Below are 21,314 nucleotides of genomic sequence, written 5' to 3' on the forward strand. Positions count from 1 at the left end.
GTGGGAACAAGGTCAACGAGCTCGGCGAGCACGGCCTGCACCGCCAGAACCGCAGTCTCGAAAAAAGGTACGGGCGCGAGGACACGGCCGGTCTCCTCCAGCACCAGCGCCATTTCCACAGCGCCCAGCCCCAGCCCGCCAAATTGCTCCGGCACCATCAGTCCGGCAAAACCCATCTCCCCAGCCAGACTCCGCCACAGATCCGCGTCAAAGCCAGCGGCACTCTCGACGGCGGCGCGGATCACGTCGGGATTGGCGGCGTCCGTCAGGAAAACGCGAGCGGCCTCCTGAATGGCGTGTTGGTCGTCACTGAGCGCGAAGTCCATCAGGCGCCCCCGTAGACCGGCTTGGCCGGCTCGCGGGTCTCGATCAGCCTGCGGACGATCGGGTCCAGCTCGCTTGCCTCGAATCGGGCACCCTTCTCTTTTGCCGGGCTATCGGTCCAGCCCTGCGACAGAAAGATAGTGCCGCCCTTCAGCTCAAACACCTGACCGGTTACGCCGTTCGACTGTTCCGACACCAGATAGGCGACCAGCGGCGCCATATTCTCGGGCGCAAAGACGTCGAACGCGCCGGCCGCCGCATCCATGTCGAAGGCGCCGGTGTCGGTCATGCGGGTGCGGGCGTTGGGGGCGAGCGCATTGGCGGTGATGCCGAGGCGTGCCAGTTCGGCGGCCTGCACCAAAGTGAGCGCGGCGATGCCGCCCTTGGCGGTCGAATAGGCCGACTGACCGACAGATCCCTGAAGGCCCGCGCCGGAGGTGGTGTTGATGATCCGCGCATCGACGGGATTGCCTGCCTTGGCCTGCGACCGCCAATATTCAGCGGCGTGGCGCGAAGTGCAGAAATGGCCGCGCAGGTGAACGCGGATGACGGCGTCCCATTCCTCCGGCGAGCAGGTGAAGAACATGCGGTCGCGCACGAAGCCGGCATTGTTGACCACCGCATGGAGCGCGCCGAAACTGTCGAGCGCCTGTTCGACCATGCGTTTCCCGGCATCCCAGTCGGCGACATCGTCGGTATTGGCGATGGCCTCGCCGCCCATCGCGCGGATTTCGTCTGCCACCTGCTCGGCGGCGCCCTTGGTCAGGCCCGCCTCTCCATGGGTGCCGACGCCCAGATCGTTGACCACGACCTTGCAGCCTTCCGCCGCCAGACCCAGCGCATAGGCCTTGCCGAGGCCATTGCCAGCCCCGGTCACGATCGCAACACGTCCTTCGCAGATACCCATCAACTTCACTCCTTCATTGCGCCGGGACGGGGATCAGCAGATGCTGGCTGAGGTCCCCCACCAGATCGAGCAGCGAATAATCGCGCTCGGAAAAATGCCATTGTCCGTCCACGCGGACGAAGGCGTCATGATAACGGCCCGCGCAGATCGCCTGCAAAGGCAGCTCGGGCGTGGCCTGAAAAACCGTATAATAGGACCGGCAGGTCGCGGTGCCCGCAGCCTCGTCGATCTCCACGATTGGATTGGTGATGACATGCCTGGTGCGTGGCGTGCCGCAGGAATAGATCCGCACATGCGCGCGCCACAGCGCCAGCATGGGGGCGGCACCTTCGACCACTCCGCCGCCGCCGGTCCTGATCCGGGCGCGGGTGAAGAGCGCGGCGACAGTCTCCAGATCGCCTGCGTCCATCAGTTCGGCATAGCGGTAGAGCAGATTGGTGATCTGGGTCGCGCCGTTCATGCCCGTTGCTCCCGCAAGGTCGCGGTCGACCCGCTCAGGCGCACTGCGACGGCATCCGACCGAATGCGTTGCCGATCCGGCTCTGGCGCGCTCAGCGGTTCCGCCTCGACCAGCCCGGTCAGCGCGGCGCGGGCGAGCTTCTGATATTCGCCCTCGCCATCATTTTTCCACGTCACCTGATGCGGCTCGAAGGTCTTGACGACCTTGGCCGGGTTGCCAACCACCAGACTGCGCGGCGGCGTTTCCATGTCGGACTTCACGAGGCTCAACGCCGCGACCAGATTTTCCGCCCCGATCATGGCATTGTCGAGGATCACCGCATTCATGCCGATCAGCGCATTGTCGCCAATTTCGCAGCCATGAATGATCGATCCGTGCGCAATGGTGGCGCCGCGCCGGATGATCGTGTCGCGCAACTGGTTGGCATGGACGGTAACATTGTCCTGGATGGAGCTGTCGCCCTCGACGATGATCCGCCCGAAATCGCCACGCAAGGATGCGCCGGGCGCGATGAAGCAGCCCGGCCCGATGATCACGTCGCCGATCAGCGACGCCAGCGGATGGACGTAGCTGGTCGGATCGACGACGGGAACGATCCCCTGATAGGCGTAGCAGGGCATGCCCTTACAGCCGCTCGATGATGGTGACGTTGGCCTGCCCGCCGCCTTCGCACATGGTCTGGAGGCCGTAGCGGCCGCCCGTGCGCTCCAGCGCGCCGAGCAGCGTGGTCATCAGTCGCGCCCCGGTGGCACCGATGGGATGGCCGAGCGCAATCGCGCCGCCCTGCACGTTGATCTTCTCATGGGGAATGTCGAGTTCCTTCATCCACGCCATGGCGACGCTGGCAAAGGCCTCGTTGCATTCGAACAGATCGATGTCGCTCACCGACATACCCGCCTTCTTCAGCGCATATTGGGTGGCCGGGATAGGGCCGGTTAGCATCCACACCGGATTGGCGGCGCGCACGGAGATGTGATGGATGCGGGCGCGGGGCGTCAGGCCATGCTCCTTCACGGCGCGTTCGCTGGCGATCAACAGAGCGGCCGAGCCGTCGCAATTCTGACTGGCGACGCCGGCGGTGATGATGCCGCCTTCGCGCACCGGGTTGAGGCCGGCCAGGCCTTCCAGCGTGGTGGTGGGGCGGATCGTCTCGTCCCTGGCCAGCCCTTCGAGGGGCACGACTTCCCGGTCGAACCAGCCATTGTCCCAGGCCGCCTGCGCGCGCTGATGGGAAGCGAGGGCGAAGGCCTCCATCGCTTCACGGCCGATGCCCCATTTCTCGGCGATCATCTCCGCCGATCGGATCTGGTTCACTTCCTCGTTGCCATAGCGGGCGATCCAGCCCGGTGAGCTGTCGAAGGGGGTGTTGAAACCATATTGCGCGCCGACGATCATCGCGGCGGAAATGGGAATCTGGTTCATCGCCTGGCTGCCGCCCGCGACGACCATATCCTGCGTGCCACTCATCACGCCCTGCGCGGCGAAATGCACCGCCTGCTGGCTGGAACCGCACTGGCGATCGATGGTGACGCCGGGCACTTCCTCGGGCAGACCCGCGACCAGCCATGCGGTGCGGCCGATATCGCCCGCCTGTCCGCCGATCGTCTCGCAGCAGCCCCAGACCACATCCTCGACCGCGATTGGATCTATGCCGGTGCGCTTGACCAGCTCCCGGATCGGGTGGGCGCCAAGGTCCGCAGGGTGTACATGGGCAAGGCTGCCCTTCTTGCGGCCGATGGGCGAACGGACGGCGTCGACGATGTAGGCTTCAGGCATTTTCCGTCTCTCTGGCAAAGGTCTGGTCCGGCCCCATGGGCTGGGTGAACATGCGCGCCGCGATACGGGCGCGGTGGAAGGCGGGCGTGCCCCATGTCTGGGTCAGCGCAAGGGCGCGCTTGAGGAACAGGTGGACGTCGACCTCCCAGCTGTAACCCATGGCGCCATGCACTTGGATCGAGGCGCGGGCGGCCTTGTCGGCGGCTTCCAGCGCGACCAGCTTGGCATGGCTGACGCGGGCGCGGGCCTGCATGTCGCGATGGCCGATTTCTGCGGCGGCCGCTGCAACGACCGGCTTGGCGAACTCGATCGCGACCTGCGCGGAAGCGAGATGGTGCTTGACCGCCTGATAGCTGCCGATCGGTTTGCCGAACTGTTGCCGTTCCTTGGCATAGTCCACCGCCATATCGACAGCCCGCTGCGCGAGGCCGATGCCCATGGCGGCGTTGAACAGCGCGGCGCGATCCAGCGCCAGATCCCAGTCGGCCCCGGCCCCGTCTTTTGGGCCCAGCGGCGTGGCGTTCTCCCGATTCCACTCCACTTTGAACAAGCGGCGGAAGGGATCGATGCTGGCTTGGGCGACCAGCGTCACCTGATCGGGCGTAGCAAGATAGGCCTCGCCATCGCGTTCCAGCAGGATCGCCGCCGCGCTGTCGGCGTTGGCGACATAGGGATTGGCCGGATGCGCAATCGCAATCGTCGCCAGCGGATCAGCCAGTACCGCATGATCGGGCGCCAGCGCGGCCAGCATGGGCGCGGCGACGCCCGCGCTCTCGACCAGTGGTTCAGGCAGCGCGACATAGCCCGCTTCCTGCGCGATCAGGGCGAAGTCACTTTCGGCAAGGCCGATGCCGCCCGCGTTCTCGGGCAGCAGCACCAGCGTCAGGCCTGTCTCCACGATCGAGGCCCAGCGGGCATCGTCGCGCACCACGCCCGATTCCATCATCTTGCGCCAATGATCAGGCGTACAGCTGTTGGCAAAGAGCGTCCGCGCGGTGTCCGCGAACATCGTCTGTTCGTCGCTGAGGGTAAAATCCATGTCCGCTCTCCTCAGCGCGGCAGGCCGAGCATGCGCTCGGCGATGATGTTGCGCTGGATCTCGTTCGACCCGGCATAAATGGGGCCGGCGAGTGCGAAAATATAATCGTCGATCCAGTCGACGGAGCAAGCGTCCGGTGCCTCCTGCGTCAGCTCGGCAGCTGGGCCGAGGATGGCGAGCGCGGTCTGCGTCAGGTGGATGTCGAGTTCCGACCAGAAAATCTTGTTGGTGCTCGCTTCTGGTCCGATCTTCGCCCCCGCCATCAGTCGCGAAGCCGTCTGGTAGATGTTGAGTGCATAGGCTTCGGCATTCATGTGCGCGCTAACCACATCAGCTTCCAGCGTCGGGTCTGCGGTTTCGCGGTTCGCTTGCCAGAGCTTGGCCAGCTTCGCGGCGGCGACCTGATAGCGGGCAGGGGAGCGCAGCATCAGCCCGCGCTCAAAACCGGCCGTCGCCATGCATATATGCCAGCCTTGACCCTCGTCGCCGAGCCTGTTGAAGGCCGGTACCCGGACATTCTCCAGGAAAATTTCGGCAAAGCCGACATGGCCGTTGATCTTCTTGATCGCATTGACCGTCACGCCCGGCGCATCGAGCGGGAAGAAGATGAGGCTGAGGCCCTTGTGCTTCTCCGTCCCCGGCGTGCGGAACAGGCCAAAGGCCCAGTCGGCAAATACGGCGCGGCTCGACCAGATCTTGTGGCCGTTCAGCACATAGTCGTCGCCTTCCGCCACGCAGGTCGCGCGCACGCCGGCAAGATCGGACCCCGCCTGCGGCTCTGACCAGGCCTGCGCCCAGATTTCCTCGCCGCTCGCCATCGGCGGCAGGAAGCGCTGCTTCTGCTCATGGGTGCCATATTCGATCAGCGTCGGCCCGAGCAGGAAGATGCCGTTCTGACCCACACGGCCGGGCGCTCCTGCGCGCGCATATTCCTCCTCGAAGATCAGCCACTGGATGAGGTCGAGACCGCGCCCACCATAGTCCTTGGGCCATGTCACCATACCCCAGTCGCCGGTCTTGAGCGTTCTTTCCCACTGGCGATGCGCCTCGAAGCCTTCGCGGGTGGCGTCGTAATGCTCCAGCGGCCCCTTGGGCACATTGGCCTCCAGCCATGCGCGGACCTCTGCCCGGAACGCTTGCTGTTCAGGGGTATAAGTCAGGTCCATCAGAATTTGGCCGCCTTGCCGGTTTCGACGAAGGCGTCGCGCGCCTTCTGGCTGTCCTCATGCATGTACATTTCGAGTGTGAAGCCCTGTTCCCAACGATAGCCGCGGTCGACGTCGCGGGCTTCGAGGCCGTTGAGTGCTTCCTTCGCGATCACCAGCGCCTTGCGCGACTTGGATGCAACCAGTGCGGCAAAGGCACGGGCTTCGGTCTCCAGATCGGCGCGGGGCACGACCTTCTCCACCGCGCCCAGGCGATAGGCTTCCTGCGCCGGGATATTGCCGCCAGTGAAGAAGGCTGCACGTACCTTGTGCAACGGAAGCATGCGCGACATGTGGCTCGCCCCCCCCATGGCGCCGCGGTCGATTTCCGGCAGCGAGAAGAAGGCATCATCTGCCGCAATGATCGTGTCGGACGCCCCGCAAATGCCGATGCCGCCACCGATCACGAACTTGTGGACCGCGACCACGACCGGAATCTCGGCCTCATGGATCGCCTTGAAGGTCAGGTAGTTGCCGCGATTGAGGTGGGGGATGCGTTCGGGATGGGCCTGCATCTCCTTGATGTCGACGCCGCCGCAAAAGCCACGCCCTTCGGCCCGTATCAGGATGCAATGGACATCTTCGTTGCGCGCTGCTTCGGAGATAATTTTCGGCAGCCTGTTCCACGTCTCGCTGTCGAAGGCGTTGACCGGCGCATGATCGAAGACGATTTCCGCGACCCGGTTCTCGATGGTGCAACTAATCGGCATCTTTATCTCTCCAACGTCCCTTTTTCAGGCCACCGGCGCTGCTTCGCAGCCCATTGCCGCCAGCGTGCGCAAACGCTCGTGCGCCTCGTCCACGATGCGATCGACCAGTTGCTGGCAGCTTGGAATTTCAGCGATGCGCCCGCCGACCACGCCGGTCGCCATCACGCCATGTTCGATATCGCCATCGACCACTGCCTTCTGGATCAGCATCGGCATGGTCGCGGCCATCATCGCCTGTTTTAAAGGCATCGCGCCATGGGCCGTCATGCCCCGCGCCGACTGGATGAGGCTGATCCAGCTGGCGCCGCTCTGTTTCTTCATCGTCCTGCTGGCCTCGATGGCGCGCAGCCACATGCCGATCTTGCCCGACTTCTCGATCCGGTCCATCAGCTTGGTCCGCACCATCCGTTGCGGAATGCCGTCCAGCTTGGTGGTGACGATGATGCGGTCGGTACCGGCCTTCAGATATTCCGCCTTTGCGCTGTCGGGCACCGGGCTTTCCTTGGTCAGCAGGAATCGCGTGCCCATGGCGATGCCCACCGCGCCATAGGCGAGCGCCGCCGCCAGCCCGCGCCCGTCGGCAAAGCCGCCGCTGGCGATTACCGGCACTGTCACCGCGTCCAGCACCTGCGGCAGCAGCACGGTGGTCGCCACCGATCCGGTATGGCCGCCGCCTTCGCCGCCCTGCACATTGACCATGTCGACGCCCAGTTCGACCATCTTCTGCGCATGTTTGACCGCGCCCACGGTCGGAACGCAGAGGATGCCCGCATCCCTGAAGCGCGCGATCATCTTCGCGTTGGGACCACGCCCGAAGCTGACGGCGCGCACCTGATCCTTGTTGGCGAGGATCAACTCGACAATCTGGTCAGCGCCGGGCTGGAACATATGGAAGTTCACGCCAAAGGGCCGGTCGGTCCCGCGCCGCACCGCCAGGATTTTTTCGCGTGCCTCGTCGGGCGTCATCACCGCCGCACCGAGGAAGCCGAAGGCTCCAGCGTTCGAGCTGCCAATAACGAGCGAAGGTTCAGCCACCCATCCCATGGCAGTCTGGATGATAGGCCAGCGGCAACCCAGCCGCTCGGTCAAGACGGTGTGCAGCGGATCGCCCATCAGCCTTCGCCCGCCTCCTTCTTGTTCGCCGCCGCCATCGCCTTGCCGTCGAGACCGCCGATCGAACTGCCCAGGGTCAGGTCGTTCTGCGCATGTGCGAAATGGTGCATATGATATTGGGCCTCGATCGCGTTGCGCTTGCCCATAAGCTCCTCGACATGATTGATTGCCTGTTTGGTCAACCAGTTGCCAAGGCGCGGCTGAGCCACCAGTTTGGCTGCCATCGCCGTCACTGTCTCTCGCAGCGCCTCGCGCGACACGATCTTGTTCACCATGCCGAACTGCTCGGCGCGCTGGGCGGACATGCGCTCGCCCAGCAGCAGGAACTCCTTGGCGACACGCGGCGGCAGCTCATAGGCGTGAGCGAAATATTCGACGCCCGGTATCCCCATGCGATTGACCGGGTCCTGAAAGAAGGCGTCGTCGCTCGCCACGATCAGGTCGCACACCCAGGCGAGCATCAGCCCGCCCGCGACGCAGGCGCCCTGCACCATCGCGATGGTGGGCTTGGCGACGTCGCGCCAGCGCCGGCACATGCCGACATATTGCTCCTTCTCGCGCGTATAGAGCAGTTCGGCCGCCGGCTTGTTGACATGGGGCGGCACCATCAGCCTGTTGTCGAACTGTTTGTGCAGGTCGCGGCCCGGCGTGCCGATGTCATGCCCGGCGGAGAAATGCTTGCCGTTCCCGCCCAGCACGATGCAGCGGACGTCATCGTCGTTCGTCGCCTTGATGAAGGCGTCGTCCAGCGCATAGGTCATCTGCCCGTTCTGGGCATTGTTGAAGCCCGGACGGTTGAGCATGATCCAGGCGACATGGTCGATCACCTCATAGGTGACTGGCTCCTCGGTCTCATAGACGATGTCGACCTTTTGCGGTTCGACCAGACGATCGGCTTCGTTCATCACACCCTCCTTGCAGGTGGATTGTCCTTGATGACGGATGCGCGGATATTGTGGGGATCGAGGGTGGCGATGATATCCAGCGCCTCGGCGCCCGGCAGCGCGGTCTCGACGATATCGCCCTTCTCCAGCGGGAAGCCGGTGGCCTCCTGCACTTCCCCGAAGGTCACATCCGGATGCAGTGAGATTACGCGAATGGCGTTGTCCTTGCCGCCGAAGTCCATGACGCACAGGTTGGTGACGATCACCCGCAGGTCGACGCCGGAATAATTGCCACCCGGAACCCGCTTGGCCTGATTATAGCCGACGCCTGACACCATATCGACTTCACCCGACACGAAGGTCCGCGCCGTGTGCGCCGGGAAGAAGAAGCTGTTCGCGTGATAGATGGTGTTGCCCGGAAAGCCGCGCACGCCCAGCATCTGCGTCTTGGGCTTGTCGTAAGTGCCGCCCAGATAGCTGAGGTTGATCTGGCCGAAGCGGTCGAGCTGGGTCGGCGTCACCATCGCATGGCGGCGGCCGGTCCACACTGCGCTGTCGAAGAAGCGCGAGAAGGGAAGGTAGCCCGCCGCCTTGCGGTCGTCATAGCCGCGCGGGCCGAGCGCCACCGGCTGTTCGACCAGATAGGCTTCGCCATCGGTCATCATCAGTTCCGGGCTGTGGGTCAGCTTGGCCAGGCTCGCGCCCAGCCGCGGCACCGGGCCGACGCCGGTGGCGATGATCTCGCCATTGCCCCGGAACGCTTCGGAACAGGCGAAAATGCAGAGTTCTGCGAGGGATACGTCAGTCATCAGAATATCGGGAGCGGGAGTGCCGCCACCGCCTCCTTTCCGCCAATGCTTTCCAGATAGGCTTCCTCCGTCGCGCCGACGAAGCGGTCGGCCACCGCCGCCCAATCGCCCGGCTCACGCGCGGTGTCGGCATAGGCCTTGAACGCTTTGATGTCCCAGCCATAGGCCGGCGGCATGGAACTGGGATGCGCGCCGCACGGCATGTGGACGACGCCGCTTACGAAGCAGCGTTCGAACACATTGAGCTGCGCGTCGTCGGGATAATGGTCCTCGATCCGGTCGACCAGTTCTTCGCACGACACATAGGCCTTGGCGGCCGCCTTCGCGAACCATTCGTCATAATAGCTGTCGGCGCCGAACAGATGGACATTGCCGCGCCAGTCGCTGCGATTGACGTGGATCAGCGCCGCGTCGAGCTTGAGCGCAGGCATGGCGATCAGCGTTTCGGCGTCGGCATAGGGCGACTGCACGGTCTTGAGGCCACCCAGTTCGGCGAGATCAGTGCCCAGGCCCACGCGCGTAGGCAGGAAAGGCAGGCCGAAAGCGGCTGCCTTAAGTCCCCATTGGAACATACCCTCGTCCAGTTCGAGCACCTCGATCTGGCCGCTTTCCCGCGCTTTGCGGAACCAGGGTTCCAGCGGGATGGCGTCGAGCGACACGAAGGCGAAGACCAGCTTCTTCACCTTGCCCGCCGCGCAGAGCATGCCCACGTCCGCGCCGCCATAGGCGACGATTGTCAGATCCTTGAGGTCCGAGCGGAGTATCTCGCGCACCAGCGCCATCGGCTTGCGACGCGGTCCCCAGCCTCCGATGCCGATCGTCATGCCGTCACGCAGGGACGCCACCACGTCCCGCGCTGACATTCGCTTGTCCAAAGTCACTGTCGTCATATCACTCACTTTCATGAGCCCATTTGTGGCCCCAATCACTTACGGCCAGGCTTGTTGTGGGAACCCAGGTCGCCGGATCGATCACTAGGCCGTTCCAGCCATATTCGATGTCGAAACCACCCGGTGTCTGCATGTAGAAGCTTGTCATCTTGTCGTTCACATGGCGGCCAAGCGTTGCTGAGAGCGGCACCTTGCCCTTGCTCTTGAGCACGCGGTCATAGGCGCGGCCGACATCTTCCAGGCTGGCGACTTCCAGCATCATGTGGACCGCGCCATTGGGGCTTTCGGGCAACTGTCCCAGCGCCAGACTATGGTGCCGCCCATTGCAATGCAGGAAGGCAAAGCCGACCCCCGGATCGTCCGCACCGCCGCCCATCAGATAGAAGCGGCCAAGGTCGGCATCGCCGAAACCCATCACATCCTTGTAGAAGGCATGGGTTTCGTCGAAATTGGGCGCGGTCAGCACGATATGGCCCAAGCCCATGTCGCCATTGTCGCCGGTCACGAAGCGGCTGACGCCTGCGGGCGATACGAAGGGAGCATAATCCACGAAGCGGCCGTAGAAGATTTCCAGTGCATGACCCGCAGGGTCCGACGATCGGGCAAGTTCATAGACCTGCCGGGCGCGGGCTTCCATGATCGAAGCGCGTTCCACAGGCCGCCCACTCGATTCGAGTTTTGATAGCAGAGCCTCAAATTCTTCCCGACTCGCGCATTCCCATCCCGGCGCGACGAACATGTCGCGTTCGCCCTTCTGCACCCACAGGCGGAAGGGACGATCGTCCATGCGGAACAGCACGACATCGTCCCGTTCCGAATTCGACGGCATCAAGCCCGCGATATTGCAGGCAAAATCGCGCCAGGCGGACAGGTCGCGCGCCTCGATAACTACATAGCCTAGCGATTTTACTGCCATCAGTGCTGCCTCGCCTTTTTGTCGTTTCCTGGTTAATGCCATTGTCCGTGTTGGACGTTTCTCTGTCAATTTTGCTACGCAAACCTTCGGAAAATTCGGCCCGAGTGCACCGATTTCCGTGAAGCGCTTGCCTTCTTGCGACGAGACAATGGCAATTCGTTCATGAATCGCCTATAAGCATCGCGCTAAATGTGCAAGCTCTCTTTGTCTTGACGTTTTGCGTAATGAAGATTTATATATGCTACGCATACAAGCGATGATGGCGACGCGGGCATGATGGAGATGATGATGGCAGGAGTGGTGGCGAGTCAGTTGGCAGGCGCAGAGGGGGCGGTCGCGCCGACTCCGGAAAGCCTGGTCGAGCGCGCCCGCGCCATGATACCTGTGCTGCGCGAGCGTGCCCGTGCCTGCACGCAGGCAGGGGACGTGCCGGTCGAGACGGTCGCAGAAATGAAGGCTGCGGGGTTCTTCCGCGTCCTCCAGCCTAAGCGCTGGGGTGGCTATGAAATGCATCCCAACGTCTTTTTCGACATTCAGAAGGCGCTGGCCGAAGGCTGCATGTCGACCGGCTGGATCTACGGCGTCCTCGGTTGCCACCCCTATGAACTGGCCCTGTTCCATGACGAAGCGCAGCGCGACGTCTGGGCCGACGATGCGGATATGCTCGTCTCTTCGACCTATCAGCCGGTCGGCAAGGTGGAAAAGACCGATGGTGGTTTCTACCTGTCGGGTCGCTGGGGCTTTTCCTCCGGCTCCAGCCATTGTGGCTGGGTGCTGTTGGGCGCGATCAACTTCGACACCGACGGCGGCCCACCGGACATGCGCACTTTCCTGCTCCCGCGTTCGGACTATAAGGTGATCGAAGGGACATGGGACACGTTCGGGCTTCAGGGCACCGGAAGTTTCGATATCGTCGTGGAACGTGTTTTCGTGCCCGAATATCGCACGCATCGCGCCGCTGACGGCTTTGCTTGCAAGAATCCAGGGCAGGAGGCCAATAATGGTCCACTCTATCGAATGCCTTGGGCACAGCTTTTCACCCGTTCGGTTTCCAGCGCGGCCTTTGGCGGTGTGCGCGCCGCGATCCGGGCGGCGATTGAGATCATGCAGAGCCGCGTTTCGACCAATACTGGCAAGGCGTCGAAAGCCGACCCGAACCTGCACGCTGCTATTGCCCGCGCCATCGCCGAAGCGAACGAGATGGAACTCGCCCATCGCGCGACCTTCAACGAACTGATGGATTATGCCGGACGGGACGAAGCGATCCCGATGGAGCGGCGTGCGCTGTTCGCCTATCAGTCGGCCAGCGTGGTGCGCCGTATGGCCGATCTGGCCGATGACATGGTGAAACTGCTCGGCGGTCGAGCCATTTATATGACCAGCCCGATCCTCCAGCCCTGGCTCGACCTGCACGCCGCGCGCGCGCATGTCGCCAACGATCCGGCGAACCGCACCAGCGACGTTATCGGCACGATGCAGGGCGAACCGCCCGCTTTCACGTTCATCTGAGAGGTTCCTTCATGGCGAACGAATTGACCCGCAAGACGCATGAAGTCACGGGCGGATATGAGATTTCGGTTGCGGAGATGGGCGTTGGCGCGGCCGTCGTCTTCATTCACGGCAGCGGACCGGGTGCGTCAGGCGCGTCGAACTTCCGGCAGAATGCCGGGGCATTCGCCGATGCTGGCTATCGGGTGATCCTGCCCGACCTGATCGGCTATGGAGCCTCGTCCAAGCCGGAAGGGCTGGACTACACGCTCGATCTTTTCACCAACACGCTTTACGAAGCGCTCCAGGCCCATGGCATCGAAGAGGCGACGCTTATCGGCAATTCGCTCGGCGGCGGCATTGCGCTGCAGATGGCGATGGATCATCCCGAATTTGTCGACCGGCTGATCCTGATGGCGCCGGGCTGCATCCATGAGCGGGAGGAATATTTCAAGATGCCGGGTATTGCCGGCATGGTCAGTTCCTTCGGCGGGCCGGATTTCAATGAGTCCGAACAACGACGTCTGATAACCAACCTGGTTTATGATCCGGTTCATGTCACCGGTGAGCTGGTGAAGGAACGCTTCGCCGTCGCGAGCATGCAGCCCAAGGATGTCATCGTGCGGATGCGCACGCCCAACCTTGCGCCACGCCTTGGCGAGTTGAAGCTGCCCATTCTGCTCTTCTGGGGCTATAATGAGCGCTTCATGCCGCTGGAGGGCATAAATCTTTTCTTCGAGGCCTGCGATGATGTCCGTTGCGTGACCTTCAACAAGGTCGGCCATTGGGTGCAGGTGGAGCGGACCGACGAGTTCAACCGCTATTCGCTCGAGTTTTTGAATGGCAAGTAGTTCCCAGATTGCGGCCGATCCGGCTGACGTGACTTCCGGTTTTCGGGGCGCAATGCGTCGCTTGGCTTCCGGCGTGGCGATCGTCGTGACGCGAGGCGACGGCGCGCTGGTGGGAATGGCGGCGACGTCGATCACATCGTTGACCATGGATCCACCTGCGCTTCTGTTGTGCATCAACCAGTCGGCGGGGATCCATCCCTGCCTGTCGTCGGGGTGCCCGATTACTGTCAACCTCCTCTCGCGTCATCAGCGGGATGTGTCGGCGGCGTTCGGCGGCGCGGTGCCGCGAGAAAAGCGGTTTGAGGTCGGGCGATGGGAAAATGATGGGCATGGCCTGCCGATGCTGGACGGGGCGCAGGCCAATCTGAGTTGCACCATCGACAGCATGATGCCCTTCGGCACCCACAGCATCGTCGTCGCCCGCGTGGAGGCCGTACGCCTCAGCGAGAGCGTCGAACCCCTCATCTATCAGGACGGAGCCTATTTGTGAGCGACACCGTTGACCAGAGCCTGAACGATATCCTCGCAGAAGAACTGTACCGCGCGTTACGCGACCAGCGCACCGTGCCCCCGCTGATGGCGCGCCATCCCGAACTCACCATCGACGATGCCTATGGCATTTCGCTCGGCGCGCTTGAACGGCGCAAGACGGATGGCGAGCGTGTCGTGGGCAAGAAGATCGGCGTCACGTCCAAGGCGGTGCAGGACATGCTGGGCGTGCATCAGCCTGATTTCGGTTTCCTGACCGACCGGATGCTCGTGGAAGGCGATATCGATATTGCCGCGAACGGCCTCATCCAGCCCCGCGCGGAGGCCGAAATCGGCTTCATCCTGAAGGAAAGCCTCAAGGGGCCGGGCATCACGGCGGATCAGGTGATCGCCGCGACCGAGGCGATCGTCCCCTGTTTCGAGATCGTCGACAGCCGCATCCAGGATTGGAAGATCGGCATCGTCGATACGGTCGCCGACAATGCCAGCTGTGGCGTCTATGTGCTGGGCGAAGCCCGCGCCGATCCGCGTGCGCACGAGCTGCCCAACCTGCACGTTACCGTGACCAAAAACGGCCAGCCGTTGTCGGAAGGCTATGGGCATGCAGTGCAGGGGTCGCCTGCTGAAGCGGTGGCTTGGCTCGCCAATACGCTCGGCGCCTATGGCGTCACGCTGGAGGCGGGCGACGTGATCCTGTCGGGCAGCCTGGTGCCGCTGGAACCGGCCCGGGCCGGCGACGTGTTTGAAATGCAGCTGCATGGCGTGGGCGCCTGCACCGCACGTTTCGTTTGAGGAGCAATTGATGACTGGCAAGGTCAAGGCAGCGATCATCGGTTCGGGCAACATCGGCACCGACCTGATGATCAAGATGATCAAATATCCGCAGAATATGGAACTGGTGGCGGTCGTCGGCATCGACGAGGCGTCCGAAGGTCTCGCCATGGCCCGTGAGCGGGGTGTCGCGACTACCTACGAAGGGCTGGAGGGTCTCCAGAAGATGGCCGTCTATCCCGAGATCGGCATCGTCTTCGACGCGACCTCGGCCTATGCGCACAAGGTCCATGACGCTGCACTGCGCGCCGACGGCAAGCAGGTGGTGGACCTCACCCCCGCCGCCATTGGTCCCTACACCATTCCGACCGTGAACGGCGAAGCCAATCTCGACGCTGGCAACGTCAACATGGTAACGTGCGGTGGTCAGGCGACCATCCCGATGGTCGCCGCCGTCAGTCAGGTCGCGACCGTCCATTATGCAGAGATCGTGGCGTCCGTGTCGTCGCGCTCGGCCGGTCCCGGCACGCGTGCCAATATCGACGAGTTCACCCGCACCACCGCCGGGGCGATCGAAAAGGTCGGCGGCGCGGCACAGGGCAAGGCGATCATCATTCTGAACCCTGCCGAACCACCGATGATCATGCGCGACACGGTGTTCACCCTCTCCGACGGCGCCGACGAGGAAACCATCCGCGCCTCGATCGAGGCGATGGTGAAGAAGGTACAGGCCTATGTTCCGGGTTATCGTCTGAAGCAGCAGGTGCAGTTCGAGCGCTTCGGCGACAACAACAAACTGAAGATCCCCGGCCGCGGCGAGTTCACCGGTATCAAGACGATGATCCTGCTCGAAGTCGAAGGGGCGGGTGATTATCTCCCCAGCTATTCGGGCAATCTCGACATCATGACCGCCGCCGCCAAGGCGACCGGCGAACTGCTGGCGCAGCGCATCAGCGAAGGAAAGAAGGTGGCAGCATGAGCAGCACCAAGTTCAACGTCGAGGCGGGCGAAAAGCTCTACATCCAGGACGTCACCCTGCGCGATGGCATGCATGCCATCCGCCACATGTACGGCATCGACCATGTGAAGGCGATCGCCAAGGCGCTCGACGAAGCCGGCGTCGACGCGATTGAAGTCGCCCATGGCGATGGCCTCAACGGCGCCAGTTTCAACTATGGCTTTGGCGCCCACACCGATTGGGAATGGCTGGAGGCGGTCGCCTCGGTGCTGACCAGATCGGTCCTCACCACGCTGATTCTGCCGGGCGTCGGCACGGTCGAGGAATTGCGCCGCGCCTATGATATCGGCGTGCGCTCGGTTCGCGTGGCGACCCATTGCACGGAGGCGGATGTCTCCAAACAGCATATCGGCATTGCCCGTGACCTTGGCATGGACGTCTCCGGCTTCCTGATGATGAGCCACATGATCGATCCGGAAAAGCTCGCCCAGCAGGCGTTGCTGATGGAAAGCTATGGCGCGCAATGTGTCTACGTGACCGACAGCGGCGGTGCGCTCGACATGGATGGAGTGAAGGCGCGGCTCGAAGCCTATGACCGGGTGCTGAAGCCCGAAACCCAGCGCGGCATGCATGCCCACCATAACCTGTCGCTGGGCGTCGCCAACTCGATCGTGGCCGCGCAACATGGCGCGGTGCGCATCGATGCCAGCCTCGCAGGGATGGGCGCGGGCGCGGGTAATGCTCCGCTCGAAGTGTTCATCGCCGCTGCGGACCGCAAGGGCTGGAACCATGGTTGCGACGTGATGACGCTGATGGATGCGGCCGAGGATCTGGTCCGTCCGTTGCAGGATCGCCCGGTCCGGGTCGACCGCGAAACCCTCGCGCTGGGCTATGCGGGCGTTTACTCCAGTTTCTTGCGCCATGCGGAAAAGGCGGCGGAGACCTACGGCCTCGACACGCGCACCATCCTGGTCGAGCTTGGGCGCCGCAAGATGGTCGGTGGTCAGGAAGACATGATCGTCGACGTCGCGCTCGATATGCTCAAAGAGCGCGAGGCGGCCGCTTGACACTGATCGGGCGCGGCTGACGCGTCGCGCCCGATTGCATGACAGGACAGGATGAGGAGAGGAGCGTGGCGGCCAACCGAAGCCTCTCGCTGGACCATATTACCATAACCGACACCACCCCCTGGCAGCTCGCAGAGATTGCTGCCGCAACCGGTTGCATCGGGATCTGCCCCTTCCTTCATTCGATGGCAGTGCTGCCCGCCATGCCGCATTATAACCTTGTCACCGATCCCGTTGCGCGCCGCATGACGCGCGACGCGTTGGCGGCGGACGGGCTTGCCGTCGACCTTGTCTATCCCTTCACCATGGCGGGGCGCACGGTCGTCGCGGATTTCAGGCCCGCATTGGAGGCCGCCGCCGATCTGGGCGCGGGACTCGCGAATATCCTCTGCTACGACCGCGATCCCGGCCGGCGGATCGAGCGGTTGGCGGAACTGGCCGAACTGGCGGGGAGCTACGACATAGATCTCGCCATCGAATTCTACCCGCCCTCGCAGGTTCGCACGCTGGCCGAAGCGCTGGCGACGATAGACGTGCTGGGACGGACCAATGCCGGTGTGACGCTCGACCTGCTCCACATCGTCCGGGGCGGTGACGTGGCGGAGGCGATGGCGTTGCTGGCCGACCCGCGCATCCGCATCGCGCAGATCAGCGACGGCCCGTCCAGCATCGCGCCCGGTCTTGGGGAGTGGGAGGCGGGCATGGAGCGCCTGTTGCCCGGCAAGGGAAGCATCGACATTGCTGCTTTCCTGAAGGCGATGAGGCCCGGCCTGCCGGTCAGCGTCGAGGTGCCGCAGCAGTTGGCGATGGATGCGGGCGTGTCGCGGCTCGAACGTGCGCGTCACGCGGTTGATGCGACGCGCCGGTTTCTCGTCTGAACTAGGACGAAGCGGGTAACTCCCAGCGTGCGGGGGTGCGGAACCTTTATTCTTTGCTTTTGAACTAACGGGCCGGTCAATGCGGTCCTGACCGGTCGATCTGGCCGCTGTCCAACAGAGGCGCGGCGTCGATGCTGTCGGCGTTCATGAGCATGGCGAGCCGCTCCGCCGACGCGAGTATCATAGCCTGTTCCCAGGCGGGCAAGGCGACGAAGCGATCCGTGAACGTCTTTTGCAGCGGGTCGGGAGCGTCGGCGAGCGCGCTCATGCCATCGGGCAGGAGGCTCAGGTGAAATTGTCGCTTATCCTTCTCGCTGCGCTGGCGCTGCACGAAGCCAAGCGCCACGAGGCGATCCACGATGGTGGTGATCGTGGCCTGGCTGAATTGCAGCGCATTGGCGATGGTGGACGGCGTTGCGGAACCGCGCGTATCGATTTCGCGCAGCACCAGCAATTGCGACGGCGTCAGGCCGGTCGTCGCGGCGAGTTGGCGACTGCCGATTTCGGTAGCGCGCAGGACGCGCCGCAGGGCGCGCAGGGTCAGTGAAGCGATCTCGGAATCCATGACATGGCGCATAGCGCGAAGCTGTCCTGGACACCAACCTGGACAATCCCATCCCGTGTGCGTAGCGGCAATATACTTTAACGAGCGAAATATAATTTCCGGTCCGGGGTTGAAACATGCGCTGCACACCGGCATATAAGCGCCGTCTCGCCGGAGCGTCTTTATTGCTCCGAGTAAAATATAATTCGGGAGATAAACAATCTTTGATTCCCAAGCTACAGCGGTCGCTACACCGCCACGGGCTTATGCGCGCTCTGAACAGGGCGAGGGGCAGGACATCGCGTTTCGCAAGCCCGTCGCCACAGACGGGCCGGCCATCAGCGGATTGATCACGGCCTGTCCGCCGCTCGATCCCAATTCGGCCTATTGCAACCTGCTGCAATGCACGGACTTTGCCGACAGCTGCATCGTCGCCGAACGCGGCGGCGAGGTGGTCGGCTGGGTGTCGGGTTATCGGCCGCCTTCAGGGCCCGAAAATTTCTTCGTCTGGCAGGTCGCGGTATCGTCCGCCGCACGCGGCCAGCGCCTTGGCGGGCGCATGATCGAGGCATTGCTGGCGCGGCCCCACCAGGCCGGTATCACGCATCTGACGACCACCATCACGCAAGATAATCGCGCATCCTGGGGCCTGTTCGAAGGATTGGCACGTCGCTGGAACGTGCCGCTCGAAAAGGCCGCCCGTTTCGAGCGGAAAGCCCATTTTGCCGGTGCCCATGCCACCGAATGGCAGGCGCGCATCGGCCCGCTGCCGACTTTGGCGCATATTTGAAAGAGATTGCAGACCATGACCGTCACCACCCGGCCCAAACCGACCGCGTCCATTCCCGACACCGCCATCTATGAACGACGCGAATCAGTCGTGCGCAGCTATGCCCGCGCCATGCCGCGCCAGTTCAATCGCGCGCAGGGCGTATGGATGCACGACAATCAGGGCGGCCGCTATCTGGATTTCCTGTCGGGTTGCTCGACGCTGAACTATGGACATAATCATCCGGTGCTGAAGAGGGCACTGCTCGACTACATCGCCGACGATGGCATCACCCATGGCCTTGACCTCCACACCGACGCCAAGGCGGATTTTCTCGCTGCGCTGGAGGATGTGATCCTCAAGCCTCGTGGCCTCGATTATCGCGCCATGTTTACCGGTCCGACCGGAACCAATGCGGTCGAGGCCGCGATCAAGCTGGCGCGTAAGATCACCGGCCGTGAACTGGTGATCGCCTTCACCAACGGTTTCCACGGCATGACGCTGGGCGCGCTGGCCTGTACCGGCAATGCCGCCAAGCGCGGTGGCGCGGGCGTGCCGCTGAGCCATGTCGCCCATGAACCCTATGACGGTTATCATGGCCCTGACGTCGATACCGCCGAATTGCTGGAGCGGCGCCTGTCCGATCCGTCGAGCGGCCTCGACGCGCCCGCGGCCATCCTGGTGGAAACGGTGCAGGGGGAAGGCGGCCTCAACACCGCATCGCCCGAATGGCTGCGCAGGATCGCCGATATCGCCAAGCGTTACGGCGCACTGATGATTATCGACGATATCCAGGCGGGCTGCGGTCGCACCGGCAATTTCTTCAGTTTCGAAGGCATGGGCTTTACCCCCGACATCGTTACCATGGCGAAGTCGCTGTCGGGCATGGGCTTGCCCTTCGCGCTTACCCTGTTCCGTCCCGAACTCGACCAATGGGCACCGGGCGAGCATAATGGCACTTTCCGGGGCAACAACCATGCCTTCGTCACTGCGACCGCGGCGCTGCGTCATTTCTGGAGTGACGAGAAATTCCAGCACGATATTGCACGACGTGCCGCGCTGCTGGAGCGTCGCCTGGACGCAATGGCGGCCGAATATGGCCTGTCGACCCGCGGTCGCGGCATGATGCGTGGCATCGATGTCGGATCGGGCGATATCGCCGAAACCATCACCGCCGCCTGCTTCGCGCAGGGGCTGATCATCGAAACCAGTGGCGCGCATGACGAGATCGTCAAGGTTCTGGCGCCCCTCGTGATCGAGGACGCCGTTCTGTCGGCCGGCCTCGACATTCTCGAGGAGAGCATCCGGTCCGTGCTGGCCGTCACCTATGGCGTCGCCGCAGAATAAAAGGAGATATCAGACATGATCGTTCGCAAGCTTCAGGACATCCGCAAGTCAGATCGCAATGTGAAGTCCAAGGGCTGGGAAAGCGCCCGTCTTTTGTTGAAGGACGACGATATGGGCTTTTCCTTCCACGTCACCACCATGTATGCGGGCGAGGAACTGCACATGCACTACCAGAACCATCTGGAAGCGGTGCTGGTGCTCAAGGGTACGGGTACGATCGAGGATCTGGGCACCGGCATCACCCATCAACTCGCGCCCGGCGTCATGTATGCGCTCAATGCGCATGACCAGCATATCGTGCGGCCGGAAACCGATATATTGTGCGCCTGCACCTTCAATCCGCCAGTCACCGGCAAGGAAGTGCATGACGAAAATGGCGCCTATCCCGCCGAGATCAGCGCTGTGCGCGAGCCTGCGCTGGCCGACTGACTAATGGCAGTGGCTCGGGCATGTCCGAGCCACCTCGCCTGAACTATCTTTACCTTATCAAAGGGGGAGTCCCATGAAAGACCTCTACCCGTCCCGCCACGCCAGCGTGGCGGAATTTTTGCCGCGCCTTGATTCTGTCGTCCATGGCGACTGGAACGACGCCGCGCCCATCAATCGGGAACAGGCCGAACAGTTCGACCGCGATGGCTATCTGGTGTTGGAGAATGTCTTTTCCGACGCGGAAGTGACCTATCTCCAAAGCGAAGCCGGCACGCTGCTTGGCAATCCCGATGCGCTGGAGGAGGAAACGGTCATCACCGAGCCGGGTGGCAAGGAAGTCCGTTCCATCTTTCGCATCCATGCCCAGAGCCGGGCGATCGAGCGGCTGGCCGCCGATGACCGGCTGGCTGGCGTTGCCCGCTTCCTGCTGGACGACGATGTCTACATGCATCAGTCGCGACTGAACTATAAGCCGGGCTTCCAGGGCAAGGAATTCTACTGGCACAGCGATTTCGAAACCTGGCATGTCGAGGACGGGATGTCGCGTATGCGGGCATTGTCCATGTCGGTGTTGCTGGCGGAAAATACCCCGCATAACGGTCCATTGATGCTGATCCCGGGATCGCATCGCCAATTCCTGACCTGCGTCGGCGAAACGCCGGAGGATCATTACCGCCAATCGCTGAAACG

At 63.0% G+C, this 21,314-nt stretch carries 25 protein-coding genes; 11 read left to right on the top strand and 14 right to left on the bottom strand.

Going from position 1 to position 21,314, the window contains the following annotated elements; genetic code table 11:
- From VMR39_RS28705 to VMR39_RS28765, 13 genes are all read right to left on the bottom strand, one after another.
- Positions 1-326 (bottom strand): acyl-CoA dehydrogenase family protein (locus VMR39_RS28705; protein WP_325421662.1); only part of this gene is annotated, 326 nt, incomplete at its 3' end.
- Positions 326-1,231: an SDR family oxidoreductase gene (locus VMR39_RS28710; RefSeq protein ID WP_325421664.1), complete on the bottom strand. Its 906-nt coding sequence runs from the start codon at positions 1,229-1,231 to the stop codon at positions 326-328. The genes VMR39_RS28705 and VMR39_RS28710, both read right to left, overlap by 1 nt.
- 13 nt (positions 1,232-1,244) lie before the next feature.
- Positions 1,245-1,691 carry a nuclear transport factor 2 family protein gene (locus tag VMR39_RS28715; protein ID WP_325421665.1) on the bottom strand — a complete coding sequence of 149 codons (447 nt, stop codon included), beginning with the start codon at positions 1,689-1,691 and terminating at the stop codon, positions 1,245-1,247.
- Positions 1,688-2,311, bottom strand: coding sequence for a phenylacetic acid degradation protein PaaY (locus tag VMR39_RS28720; protein WP_325421667.1), 624 nt, complete (start codon positions 2,309-2,311; stop codon positions 1,688-1,690). Before VMR39_RS28720 ends, VMR39_RS28715 begins: the two co-directional genes overlap by 4 nt.
- Before the next feature lie 4 nt (positions 2,312-2,315).
- Entirely contained in the window at positions 2,316-3,467 is a 1,152-nt protein-coding gene (locus VMR39_RS28725) for an acetyl-CoA C-acetyltransferase (protein WP_325421669.1), read from the bottom strand.
- Positions 3,460-4,506, bottom strand: a complete 1,047-nt coding sequence (locus tag VMR39_RS28730; protein ID WP_325421671.1) for an acyl-CoA dehydrogenase family protein — start codon at positions 4,504-4,506, stop codon at positions 3,460-3,462. The genes VMR39_RS28725 and VMR39_RS28730 overlap by 8 nt, the downstream gene beginning before the upstream one ends.
- Positions 4,507-4,517: 11 nt before the next feature.
- A complete protein-coding gene (locus VMR39_RS28735) occupies positions 4,518-5,672 on the bottom strand; it encodes an acyl-CoA dehydrogenase (protein ID WP_325421673.1) in 1,155 nt (384 codons plus the stop codon).
- Positions 5,672-6,421: an enoyl-CoA hydratase family protein gene (locus tag VMR39_RS28740; RefSeq protein WP_325421675.1), complete on the bottom strand. Its 750-nt coding sequence runs from the start codon at positions 6,419-6,421 to the stop codon at positions 5,672-5,674. Before VMR39_RS28740 ends, VMR39_RS28735 begins: the two co-directional genes overlap by 1 nt.
- A gap of 24 nt (positions 6,422-6,445) precedes the next feature.
- A complete protein-coding gene (locus VMR39_RS28745; RefSeq protein WP_325421677.1) occupies positions 6,446-7,534 on the bottom strand; it encodes a nitronate monooxygenase in 1,089 nt (362 codons plus the stop codon).
- Positions 7,534-8,439: an enoyl-CoA hydratase gene (locus VMR39_RS28750; RefSeq protein WP_325421679.1), complete on the bottom strand. Its 906-nt coding sequence runs from the start codon at positions 8,437-8,439 to the stop codon at positions 7,534-7,536. The genes VMR39_RS28745 and VMR39_RS28750 overlap by 1 nt, the downstream gene beginning before the upstream one ends.
- Entirely contained in the window at positions 8,439-9,227 is a 789-nt protein-coding gene (locus tag VMR39_RS28755) for a ketoacid CoA transferase (protein ID WP_325421681.1), read from the bottom strand. Before VMR39_RS28755 ends, VMR39_RS28750 begins: the two co-directional genes overlap by 1 nt.
- Complete coding sequence (locus VMR39_RS28760; RefSeq protein ID WP_325421683.1) at positions 9,227-10,090, bottom strand: CoA transferase subunit A; 864 nt, start codon at positions 10,088-10,090, stop codon at positions 9,227-9,229. Before VMR39_RS28760 ends, VMR39_RS28755 begins: the two co-directional genes overlap by 1 nt.
- A gap of 28 nt (positions 10,091-10,118) precedes the next feature.
- On the bottom strand, positions 10,119-11,033 hold the full coding sequence (locus VMR39_RS28765; RefSeq protein ID WP_325421685.1) for a VOC family protein: 915 nt from the start codon (positions 11,031-11,033) through the stop codon (positions 10,119-10,121).
- Positions 11,034-11,306: 273 nt separating this feature from the next.
- Between VMR39_RS28765 and VMR39_RS28770 the strand changes: the two genes are divergently transcribed.
- From VMR39_RS28770 to VMR39_RS28800, 7 genes are all read left to right on the top strand, one after another.
- The gene (locus VMR39_RS28770; protein ID WP_325421687.1) at positions 11,307-12,542 is read left to right on the top strand and encodes an acyl-CoA dehydrogenase family protein; all 1,236 of its coding nucleotides are present in this window, start codon (positions 11,307-11,309) and stop codon (positions 12,540-12,542) included.
- Positions 12,543-12,553: 11 nt separating this feature from the next.
- Positions 12,554-13,372, top strand: a complete 819-nt coding sequence (locus VMR39_RS28775) for an alpha/beta hydrolase (protein WP_325421689.1) — start codon at positions 12,554-12,556, stop codon at positions 13,370-13,372.
- The gene (locus VMR39_RS28780; protein WP_325421691.1) at positions 13,362-13,862 is read left to right on the top strand and encodes a flavin reductase family protein; all 501 of its coding nucleotides are present in this window, start codon (positions 13,362-13,364) and stop codon (positions 13,860-13,862) included. Before VMR39_RS28775 ends, VMR39_RS28780 begins: the two co-directional genes overlap by 11 nt.
- A gap of 86 nt (positions 13,863-13,948) precedes the next feature.
- The gene (locus VMR39_RS28785) at positions 13,949-14,653 is read left to right on the top strand and encodes a fumarylacetoacetate hydrolase family protein (protein WP_325421707.1); all 705 of its coding nucleotides are present in this window, start codon (positions 13,949-13,951) and stop codon (positions 14,651-14,653) included.
- Between the two features lie 10 nt (positions 14,654-14,663).
- Positions 14,664-15,611, top strand: coding sequence for an acetaldehyde dehydrogenase (acetylating) (locus VMR39_RS28790; RefSeq protein ID WP_325421693.1), 948 nt, complete (start codon positions 14,664-14,666; stop codon positions 15,609-15,611).
- On the top strand, positions 15,608-16,657 hold the full coding sequence (dmpG, locus tag VMR39_RS28795; protein WP_325421695.1) for a 4-hydroxy-2-oxovalerate aldolase: 1,050 nt from the start codon (positions 15,608-15,610) through the stop codon (positions 16,655-16,657). The genes VMR39_RS28790 and dmpG overlap by 4 nt, the downstream gene beginning before the upstream one ends.
- A gap of 65 nt (positions 16,658-16,722) precedes the next feature.
- Positions 16,723-17,535 carry a sugar phosphate isomerase/epimerase gene (locus tag VMR39_RS28800; RefSeq protein WP_325421697.1) on the top strand — a complete coding sequence of 271 codons (813 nt, stop codon included), beginning with the start codon at positions 16,723-16,725 and terminating at the stop codon, positions 17,533-17,535.
- 76 nt (positions 17,536-17,611) lie between these two features.
- Here the strand turns inward: VMR39_RS28800 and VMR39_RS28805 are convergent, their stop codons facing one another.
- Positions 17,612-18,100: a MarR family transcriptional regulator gene (locus VMR39_RS28805; RefSeq protein ID WP_325421699.1), complete on the bottom strand. Its 489-nt coding sequence runs from the start codon at positions 18,098-18,100 to the stop codon at positions 17,612-17,614.
- Between the two features lie 277 nt (positions 18,101-18,377).
- Here VMR39_RS28805 and ectA point away from each other — a divergent pair, with 277 nt between their 5' ends.
- The 4 genes from ectA to VMR39_RS28825 all read left to right on the top strand — a co-directional run.
- Complete coding sequence (gene ectA / locus VMR39_RS28810) at positions 18,378-18,869, top strand: diaminobutyrate acetyltransferase (protein WP_325421709.1); 492 nt, start codon at positions 18,378-18,380, stop codon at positions 18,867-18,869.
- A gap of 15 nt (positions 18,870-18,884) precedes the next feature.
- Complete coding sequence (ectB, locus tag VMR39_RS28815; protein WP_325421701.1) at positions 18,885-20,195, top strand: diaminobutyrate--2-oxoglutarate transaminase; 1,311 nt, start codon at positions 18,885-18,887, stop codon at positions 20,193-20,195.
- 15 nt (positions 20,196-20,210) lie between these two features.
- A complete protein-coding gene (locus tag VMR39_RS28820) occupies positions 20,211-20,624 on the top strand; it encodes an ectoine synthase (protein WP_325421703.1) in 414 nt (137 codons plus the stop codon).
- A gap of 73 nt (positions 20,625-20,697) precedes the next feature.
- A partial coding sequence (locus VMR39_RS28825; protein WP_325421705.1) for a phytanoyl-CoA dioxygenase family protein occupies positions 20,698-21,314 on the top strand: 617 nt, incomplete at its 3' end.

This window comes from Sphingobium sp., from assembly GCF_035511395.1.
Taxonomy (GTDB): domain Bacteria; phylum Pseudomonadota; class Alphaproteobacteria; order Sphingomonadales; family Sphingomonadaceae; genus Sphingobium.

Coding starts and splice junctions, on each gene's coding strand:
- VMR39_RS28755 (WP_325421681.1), bottom strand. CDS start 9,227: ATGACTGACGTATCCCTCGCAGAACTCTGCATTTTCGCCTGTTCCGAA.
- VMR39_RS28790 (WP_325421693.1), top strand. CDS start 14,664: ATGACTGGCAAGGTCAAGGCAGCGATCATCGGTTCGGGCAACATCGGC.
- dmpG (WP_325421695.1), top strand. CDS start 15,608: ATGAGCAGCACCAAGTTCAACGTCGAGGCGGGCGAAAAGCTCTACATC.
- ectB (WP_325421701.1), top strand. CDS start 18,885: ATGACCGTCACCACCCGGCCCAAACCGACCGCGTCCATTCCCGACACC.
- VMR39_RS28775 (WP_325421689.1), top strand. CDS start 12,554: ATGGCGAACGAATTGACCCGCAAGACGCATGAAGTCACGGGCGGATAT.
- VMR39_RS28770 (WP_325421687.1), top strand. CDS start 11,307: ATGATGGAGATGATGATGGCAGGAGTGGTGGCGAGTCAGTTGGCAGGC.
- VMR39_RS28725 (WP_325421669.1), bottom strand. CDS start 3,467: ATGCCTGAAGCCTACATCGTCGACGCCGTCCGTTCGCCCATCGGCCGC.
- VMR39_RS28820 (WP_325421703.1), top strand. CDS start 20,211: ATGATCGTTCGCAAGCTTCAGGACATCCGCAAGTCAGATCGCAATGTG.
- VMR39_RS28805 (WP_325421699.1), bottom strand. CDS start 18,100: ATGGATTCCGAGATCGCTTCACTGACCCTGCGCGCCCTGCGGCGCGTC.
- VMR39_RS28720 (WP_325421667.1), bottom strand. CDS start 2,311: ATGCCCTGCTACGCCTATCAGGGGATCGTTCCCGTCGTCGATCCGACC.
- VMR39_RS28750 (WP_325421679.1), bottom strand. CDS start 8,439: ATGAACGAAGCCGATCGTCTGGTCGAACCGCAAAAGGTCGACATCGTC.
- VMR39_RS28730 (WP_325421671.1), bottom strand. CDS start 4,506: ATGGATTTTACCCTCAGCGACGAACAGACGATGTTCGCGGACACCGCG.
- VMR39_RS28710 (WP_325421664.1), bottom strand. CDS start 1,231: ATGGGTATCTGCGAAGGACGTGTTGCGATCGTGACCGGGGCTGGCAAT.
- VMR39_RS28735 (WP_325421673.1), bottom strand. CDS start 5,672: ATGGACCTGACTTATACCCCTGAACAGCAAGCGTTCCGGGCAGAGGTC.
- VMR39_RS28760 (WP_325421683.1), bottom strand. CDS start 10,090: ATGTCAGCGCGGGACGTGGTGGCGTCCCTGCGTGACGGCATGACGATC.
- VMR39_RS28740 (WP_325421675.1), bottom strand. CDS start 6,421: ATGCCGATTAGTTGCACCATCGAGAACCGGGTCGCGGAAATCGTCTTC.
- VMR39_RS28780 (WP_325421691.1), top strand. CDS start 13,362: ATGGCAAGTAGTTCCCAGATTGCGGCCGATCCGGCTGACGTGACTTCC.
- VMR39_RS28715 (WP_325421665.1), bottom strand. CDS start 1,691: ATGAACGGCGCGACCCAGATCACCAATCTGCTCTACCGCTATGCCGAA.
- VMR39_RS28745 (WP_325421677.1), bottom strand. CDS start 7,534: ATGGGCGATCCGCTGCACACCGTCTTGACCGAGCGGCTGGGTTGCCGC.
- VMR39_RS28785 (WP_325421707.1), top strand. CDS start 13,949: ATGGCGCGCCATCCCGAACTCACCATCGACGATGCCTATGGCATTTCG.
- VMR39_RS28765 (WP_325421685.1), bottom strand. CDS start 11,033: ATGGCAGTAAAATCGCTAGGCTATGTAGTTATCGAGGCGCGCGACCTG.